Origin of the sequence: Roseofilum capinflatum BLCC-M114, assembly GCF_030068505.1 — a bacterium.
Lineage (GTDB): Bacteria > Cyanobacteriota > Cyanobacteriia > Cyanobacteriales > Desertifilaceae > Roseofilum > Roseofilum capinflatum.
Genome location: NZ_JAQOSO010000021.1, coordinates 45086 through 52364 on the forward strand (window position 1 = coordinate 45086; position 7279 = coordinate 52364).

Annotated in this window: 8 protein-coding genes; 5 read left to right on the top strand and 3 right to left on the bottom strand. The window is 44.3% G+C overall.

The genetic code is table 11. The features are described from left to right. Positions 1 to 45: 45 nt before the first annotated feature. Positions 46 to 1923, bottom strand: a complete 1878-nt coding sequence (locus PMG25_RS04995; RefSeq protein WP_283765809.1) for a phosphodiester glycosidase family protein — start codon at positions 1921 to 1923, stop codon at positions 46 to 48. 343 nt (positions 1924 to 2266) lie between these two features. Here PMG25_RS04995 and PMG25_RS05000 point away from each other — a divergent pair, with 343 nt between their 5' ends. Next, the gene (locus PMG25_RS05000) at positions 2267 to 2533 is read left to right on the top strand and encodes a hypothetical protein (RefSeq protein ID WP_283765810.1); all 267 of its coding nucleotides are present in this window, start codon (positions 2267 to 2269) and stop codon (positions 2531 to 2533) included. Positions 2534 to 2720: 187 nt separating this feature from the next. On the opposite strand, the gene PMG25_RS05005 is transcribed toward PMG25_RS05000, so the two are convergent. Both PMG25_RS05005 and PMG25_RS05010 read right to left on the bottom strand, forming a co-directional pair. Further along, entirely contained in the window at positions 2721 to 2882 is a 162-nt protein-coding gene (locus PMG25_RS05005; protein ID WP_283765811.1) for a hypothetical protein, read from the bottom strand. 225 nt (positions 2883 to 3107) lie between these two features. Next, on the bottom strand, positions 3108 to 4454 hold the full coding sequence (locus tag PMG25_RS05010) for a helix-turn-helix domain-containing protein (RefSeq protein ID WP_283765812.1): 1347 nt from the start codon (positions 4452 to 4454) through the stop codon (positions 3108 to 3110). A gap of 264 nt (positions 4455 to 4718) precedes the next feature. On the opposite strand from PMG25_RS05010, the gene PMG25_RS05015 reads away from it, so the two are divergent. From PMG25_RS05015 to PMG25_RS05030, 4 genes are all read left to right on the top strand, one after another. Next, the gene (locus PMG25_RS05015; protein ID WP_283765813.1) at positions 4719 to 5036 is read left to right on the top strand and encodes a hypothetical protein; all 318 of its coding nucleotides are present in this window, start codon (positions 4719 to 4721) and stop codon (positions 5034 to 5036) included. Positions 5037 to 5125: 89 nt separating this feature from the next. Continuing rightward, entirely contained in the window at positions 5126 to 6493 is a 1368-nt protein-coding gene (locus PMG25_RS05020) for a YcjF family protein (protein WP_283765814.1), read from the top strand. Between the two features lie 122 nt (positions 6494 to 6615). After that, a complete protein-coding gene (locus PMG25_RS05025) occupies positions 6616 to 6858 on the top strand; it encodes a YgiT-type zinc finger protein (RefSeq protein ID WP_283765815.1) in 243 nt (80 codons plus the stop codon). Positions 6859 to 6935: 77 nt separating this feature from the next. Then, positions 6936 to 7130 (top strand): hypothetical protein, encoded by a 195-nt coding sequence (locus PMG25_RS05030; protein WP_283765816.1) that lies wholly within the window; start codon positions 6936 to 6938, stop codon positions 7128 to 7130. Positions 7131 to 7279: the final 149 nt, after the last annotated feature.

Sequence of the window (7279 nt, forward strand, 5' to 3'; positions counted from 1 at the left end):
CATCTTGTTGCCCTTTCTGTGTAGGGGGATGAGGGGTAATTTCAATTAAGGTTGCAGAAAGATGCCTAAGCCATTATGAATACGCGCAGCACTGCGGGGAGAGCGGTCTAATAATTCTCCTCCTAAATAAAGTCCGGTGGAACTGCCCCCATCTAAATTGAGGGCATCGACTGCACCGAGACGTTGCATGATTTGGGCGATTTCGGTGAGCGTGGGGCCTTTGCCGTAGGAGCGGTCATGGACGGCAGCGATGATCAGTTGTCCGTTTTGGGTGATACCGATCGCACTGCGAGAGGCTTGTTGTCGGATAAAGGCTTGGCTGAAAGTCTCGCTCTCCGCATTGAGAACGATACGACCATTTTTGACCAAGAGGGGGCCAGCGCCTAGGGTGAAGGGATAGTTAGTGAGATCGGGAGATGAGCGCCTTTGTAGTTGAACAGGGCTTCCTGGGGGAATCGAGGGTGGGGGAGTTTGGCCGCGATGGACGAGGAGATATCCTTGGGGAGGGATAGGAATTTGTCCAACTCCGGCTTGGGGGGCTTGGGTTTGGCTGAGGATGCGATCGCCGTTTACAGAAAGAATAGTTTCATTATTGGTCAGTGGGGTATAGGTGGTTCCCCAAGCAGAGGTGTAGCGGGATAATCCCGGTTGCAGATAGGCGCTATTAAGGTAGAGAATGGGATAATACTGGCCGGTTTGGGTGGTGAGGGTTTCCGTGAGGGTGAGGCGATCGATGAGGAATTGTCCTTGGTTGTTCCAGGCGATCGCCCCCCGGTTGAGAATCGGGCCGGAAATCCATTCCCCATTGTCGCGAATAACTCCCAAGGGTAAGCGATTATTACGATTAAAAAATCCGGCATTAATGGCGGCTGCCACTTGAGATTGACGGGCTAAAGTCACTAAGGGAGAAGTCCCGGCTGCCCCTTGGCTATTCGTGCGAATAGGACGCAGTTGGATCTGAGGATTTCGGGGGTCAATTTGCAGCCAAAACACCGGAAATTCAGACGATCCGAGGCTCACGGTTTGTTGTCGCCATTGAATCCCTGAAGCCCATTGAATTTGTTTAGCCGGAATCGTCGCATCTAAACGAAAATCGATCGCCAACCGATAGGGAGCATTCAGAGTCAGAATTTGGGGGCGAACTTGTTTGGTTTTCAGGTTGATTTCGATTTTCGTGCGCCCTGATTCAGGGGTAAACTTGATGCTATCAACCGCATTCCCTGCCTTAGATTCAAAGGCATCGAAGAGAGCAGGAGAAGCCACTGCACCAAGAGTGATGGTTGTCTTTCCGGGAGCATGGTTAACTTGTACGGGAGTTTCTTGGTTCAGAGCGATGACGAGGCGATCGCCCCAAGTTTGTTTCCCCTGACGCATCCCCAAAACCTGACTCGAAGCCGTTTCCACCCTCAGCACATTCCCCTGGGGAACCATCCGCCATCCCAATTCTTGCACCCACTCCGTCACCTCCACATACCGTATGGAATGTAGGGGAGAACGGCCGTTCGCCCCTACCTGAGCCGGAAGCGTCCACCGAGTTTGCCCTGGCACTCCATACCACTGAATCGGTTGTAGAGCAGGATTCGAGGTACTCAGCAACTCTACCCCAAAACCAGACCCCAAACCCACATCACTAATAGCAATCCGTACTTGATTATTCTCCCGCCATTGTTTCCAAGCAATGGGTAAAGTTTGACCATTAATGATGATCTGATTCCCTTGAGTGGGAATCCTCGATCCCCCTAAATCCCCCTTAATAAGGGGGACTTGCCTGACTGCCCCCCTTTCCAAGGGGGGTTGGGGGGATCTTGTCAGGCTTGATGGACAAACTTCAGTTAACCCATTCTCACAAGCCTTAACCGGAAGCGCATTCGCACTGGCAAAAATCCCAGCGCCCAACAACGAAACATAAAATAATGACAGCATCAATTCCTCACTCCACAACCGTACCTAAAATCATATCCTTAGAATCGTTGGAAACCGGTAGAGACAAGGCACGCCTTATCTCTACGCAGATCCTACAATCCATGGAAAACGTTATCTTCTCCATCCAGTTGTCAGTGCAATCCGAATAGATCTACCATTTAGGACAAATGCCTGAAGATGTAGCCTTTAGATTGTGAGTTGAAAATGCCCTCTCCCTAAATCCCTCTCCCACGGGAGAGGGACTTTTCTCCCCTTCTCCTGTGGGAGAAGGGGTTGGGGGATGAGGGACAAATGTTTCGGCTCTCACCGACATGAACGCGACTCATTTATTTAAGTTAAATCTATGAAATTACAAGAATTAATTGATTCCATCGAACAGTTATCTATTGAAGAGCAAGATTATTTATTCGAGTTAATCCGCAAGCGAAGAATCGAACAACGGCGCTTAGAAATTGCTGCTAATACTGAAGCGCTGAAGCAAGAATTTAAGCAAGGATCTGCTAAACGAGGAACGGTGGACGATCTGATTGCTGATTTACTTGAGGATGAGGATGGAGACAGTCAAATCACTGTAAATTGCAAATACTCCAAGATTAATAATCGCAGGTAGTCTAATTTTTGTAAGTAAGATTTCAGGTGTGTCAATTCAATATCCCTCTGGAAATAGAACTGAGTAATCACCGGAATTTCTAAGACACGACGATGATGTAAGATTTCCGTGGCTTGTTGGGGATTTTCTATCGTACCTGTAAACTTAATTTGACTGGCATACCCTCGAATTTCTGTAGTTAAGAGTTCTATTTCTTCTGAGTAAACTCTTCGGCAGAAGATTCAAGGGGTAAATTTTGCAGCTCTGATTTTGCCTGTTGATAAGCTATCGTCAGTTGCTGTAGCTGTTGAATAATGTGATGTTGGGTTAGTTCCAGGTTAGAAGGGGTTAATGTATTTTCTTTCGGCATGATCGAGGATATAGCTAGTCTCAATGAATTGTGCAACAGGAAATGCCCTCTCCCTATATCCCTCTCCCGTGGGAGAGGGACTTCTGCTCCCCTTCTCCTGCGGGAGAAGGGGTTGGGGGATGAGGGGCAGCCATTACACAACTGATTTAGGTTTGCTATAGTCTTGACATAAAATCTCAAAAAAAGGATCATCTGAGTTATAGGTCATGCGATTATATCTATTTTCTATAGACCATGAATATAAGATGAAAACGTCGGTTGTAGAATAAATTGGGCCACATCATCATTCGCCTCTTTCTGAATAACTCCCCGTTTAATTAAAGAATGTATTGCTTGCGAGAATTCAGCATCAGACAAGGCTAACTCTTTGGGTTTGTGGAAAATATCGGTCGTGTCTTCACTGGCTAACCATTGAACCACAGTCATTTCCGAGGGGGATAAGCGTTGATAATAGTCTTGCAATATCGGTTCTAGGTCGCCCAGAAAGGGGTTAGGATAGGATAGGAACTTATCAACGCTACGGTTAAAGAAGTCCTGAATAGTAGAAGCAATAATATTGAGCCAGGAAGGGTTACCTCCGTAGCGTTGAATCAGTTCTTCCCACCGCTCTTCATCCATGAGTTGGTGGTGGCTCAAGATTTCCTTGGCTGCTGTTCCTAAACTCCCCAATTGTAAGCTGAGACAATGGTTGTTTTCCCGTTCTAAGGTGGCAATTTCTGTGGGCTTTTCGTAACTGAGGAGAAGGAAGCAACTGCGGTGATGCAAGCGCCTTATTTCTCTTAAGAGTTTACCATAACTTTCACATCCAGGTAAATAAGTCCCAGCCAACTCACCCGGAGTAAACAGTTCTTGGAAGTCATCGAGGATAATCAGGGAACGAGAAGAGCGCAAATAATGGATGAGTTTTGCAGATTTATCCGTTTCATTTTTGCCGATACAGTCTATAATTTCATCTTCCAGAGATTCCCGTTTTACACTATTCGTGCAGTTGCGCCAGATGACGGCTTCAAATTGAGTTTTAACCTCTTCTACCAATGCTCTCGCGAGAGTGGTTTTGCCGATGCGAGGTAATCCAAAAATTGTAACTATCTTGATTTTTTCATCCAATACCCACTGTTTCAGTGTGGTTAGTTCAGTGCTGCGATTATTGAGAGGATAGTATTCTGGCGCTTCTATGAGATCGTGGCGTTGTTGCGTTCCCTTAGAAGTAGGGGAGCGGTTTTTGGTTGGATCTCTAGAGTATAAATCTTTGCTACAAAAATTAATATTATTTTGATTGAAACTTTTCTCAAAATTGTTGATTTTAGAATGGGAAATATAATACCTCTCCAATGTTGCGCGAAAATTCTTCTTATTAACTTTTTCTCCCAACTCTTCTCCAATCAACTTCCATAAGTTCCCCGCCACTATTTTCACATTCCCTTCGCCACAGTGATATTCATCCGCAATCTCTTTATATTTCTGATGATTCCAAACCCCAACCAACACAGCTCGTTGCAGACTACTTAACCTTGTGCCTGTTTTAGCCAACATCAACTCATCGGCCCATGTCAGGATTGCTTCCACATCCATTCGTTTTATCAATACGACTTCGCCGCTACCATATCACTTTTTTTACCTTTTTGCAACTTAAAATAACTTGAATTAACTTTTTTAGACTAACGAATAGGGAAATAGTTGCTCAAACTATAGACTAAATTCACCTTTTTTGAAGTAGGCAAACTTGAAAGAGCATCCTATACTGTAAAGAATACTTCCCTTCCTCAAGGGAGTCTACGATTGGAGAGCTTTTTCTTCAATGACAGTGGAACCTAGTGTTTTTCGGTAGATGAGCTAATGAGTGAAAGGCTTGCCATAGATTCATCCATCAATCATGAAGCAAAATGGTTGGGTAAGAAAGGGGATGATGATTTTCCCTACGATGCCAAGAAAATATCGAGAATTGAGTTCAACAGAAGTGTGAGTCCTATCCCTTTAGCTGAACTTGGAGATGTTTCTCTACCCTTCATTGCTAAGACTAAAGCATCTATTCCTGGTAGTGGTCACGGAGACGCTAAGGTTGCTGAAACCACTTCATCCAATGTTCGAGTCCACTACTGGCTCGATGCAGGCACAAAGTTAACTTATAACTTGAAAGTCTGGGTGATCGATTAAGCTAATATATCACAAACTATTCACTCAACTTACTCAGTATGTAAAAAAATACTGAATTATTTTACGATTCATAAAAGTAGGATTGAACTATGACAAAAGAGTTTGACTTTGAAAAATTTGACTTTGAAAAATTAGTTAGAGAGTCTTTAGACAAAGCGGTAAAAGAGCGTGGTCATGTCAACATCGTGATCGTTGGTGCTACTGGAGTTGGTAAAAGCACACTCATTAATGCGGTATTCCAGGGCAATTTTGCAACTACTGGGTCGGGATCTCCTATAACTCCAGACATAAACGAAATTAAAAAAGAAGGGATTCCGATTTCTATTATTGATACTCGTGGACTTGAAATGAAGGCTCTTGCCGAGACTAGAGAGGCTTTATATTCATTGGTTAAGAAACGTAGTAAAGAAACCGATCGTAACAAACATATTCATGTTGCCTGGCTTTGCATTTCTGAAGATTCTCGTCGTGTTCAGGAAGCGGAAGAGGAACTGGTCAATATGTTGGCTGACTATATGCCTGTCATTGCAGTGATCACAAAAGCAAAACAGGATAAAGCTCCTAATAATGAGGGAAAACGTGAATCATTTTATGAAAAAGTTAAGGAGAAACTTCCACTTACAAAAAACGTGATTCGTGTGCGCTCAATTCCAGAAGAGCTAGATAATGGATTGATCCTTGAAGCTAAGGGACTGGATGAACTTGTAAACTTGACGATGGAAGTTATCCCAGAAGGACATAGAAGAGCATTCGCGGCTGCTCAAAAAGCAGATATTGAGCTAAAAAAAGACCAATGCCGTGTAATAGTGGCGGCGGCGACAGCAGCAGCAGTAGGAATAGGTGCAATTCCTATCCCACTCTCGGATGCATTCGGTATTATACCCATTCAGATTGGGATGATTACTGGTATATCAGTAACTTTTGGTTTGTCTTTCAATGAAAGCTTTTATAGCTCAATTGTGGGCAGTGTTGTTACTGGAGCAGGTGGAACACTTACGGGAAGAGCTATTGTAACAGGACTTCTTAAGTTAGTTCCTGGCGGTCAGATTGCTGGAGGTTTAATAGCTGGAGGAACAGCAGGAACCCTTACTGCATTAGTTGGAGAAACTTACATTGCTATTTTGGAAAGATTGTTTATAAAAAATCATGGCAATCCTCCGAATCCAGACGATGTTTTAGAAGCTTTTCGTGAGGAATCAAAGAATTTGATGCAGAAGAAAACGAATGAAGATCTGCAACCCAAAGTTGACAATAAAATAGATGAAGACCTGCAACTCGAAGTGCATAATCCTTCCCAGTTAGCCGGGAAAGTTGAAAGTAAATATGCTGAACAGGAGCAAGCTGGAAATAATTTGGTTCGGCTTGATCCTGATGTGGCTAAGGTATTTCCCAATGAAAAATCCGTAAATAAAGCCTTACGGTCATTGATGAAAATCGCACAACGCCTGGCCAACTAATCATTGATGGCAAAATGACCCCTCATGCTTAAATGGGGGGCATGTCCCAAGGGATAGCGGGGCGATCTCCCTGTCATGTCTACTCCTTATGAACTGACAGGAAAGACTAACTCTCTAAAAATATGTACGGATACAACTGTGAATATTGTCAAGGAACTGTTCAGCCTCGACAGGTTAAACATGAGGTATTTAAGCATCGAGATGGATTTGTGATCCTGGAGAATGTCACCATTGGAGTCTGCGACAACTGTGGTAATCGCTATTATGCAGCCGATATTCTTTATGAAGTTCATCAGGTGGCAACCGGAGCCAAATTGCCAGAGAGAACTGAAGTCATTCCGGTAACGCATTTAGAATCGGCTTAGGATTTCAGGGGCGATCGCCATAAATCCAGTCAGTTTCGTTACAATAACGGGCAAAGCCATCGATTGGAAGCGTGAGTATGACTCAATTACTGGAAGAGGCGATCGCCCAACTGAAGCAGTTACCCGAAGATCAGCAGGATGCGTTCCCGAAGGTATCGCGCAGCGAATCGCCGCTCGTCTGCTGGCTGAGATCCAAACAGAACCGTCTGGAACACCAGGATACAAACACCTCCGTTTTGCTGGTTCAATTCCAGCCGAAGATCTACAAATGATGGCAAAAGCGATTCAGGAAGACTGCGATCGGATAGATGTCAATGAATGGTAGATATTTGCTCGATACCAATATTATCATTGCCCTGTTTGCTGTTGACATCCTCACCGCCCTAGAAGGACGGTGATTCCTAAATCTCACAATTTAGGT

Bases quoted from the DNA above. Each gene is read 5' to 3' on its own strand.
- PMG25_RS05030 (WP_283765816.1), top strand. From the start codon at position 6,936: ATGACTCAATTACTGGAAGAGGCGATCGCCCAACTGAAGCAGTTACCC.
- PMG25_RS05000 (WP_283765810.1), top strand. From the start codon at position 2,267: ATGAAATTACAAGAATTAATTGATTCCATCGAACAGTTATCTATTGAA.
- PMG25_RS05005 (WP_283765811.1), bottom strand. From the start codon at position 2,882: ATGCCGAAAGAAAATACATTAACCCCTTCTAACCTGGAACTAACCCAA.
- PMG25_RS05015 (WP_283765813.1), top strand. From the start codon at position 4,719: ATGAGTGAAAGGCTTGCCATAGATTCATCCATCAATCATGAAGCAAAA.
- PMG25_RS05020 (WP_283765814.1), top strand. From the start codon at position 5,126: ATGACAAAAGAGTTTGACTTTGAAAAATTTGACTTTGAAAAATTAGTT.
- PMG25_RS05025 (WP_283765815.1), top strand. From the start codon at position 6,616: ATGTACGGATACAACTGTGAATATTGTCAAGGAACTGTTCAGCCTCGA.
- PMG25_RS05010 (WP_283765812.1), bottom strand. From the start codon at position 4,454: ATGGATGTGGAAGCAATCCTGACATGGGCCGATGAGTTGATGTTGGCT.
- PMG25_RS04995 (WP_283765809.1), bottom strand. From the start codon at position 1,923: ATGCTGTCATTATTTTATGTTTCGTTGTTGGGCGCTGGGATTTTTGCC.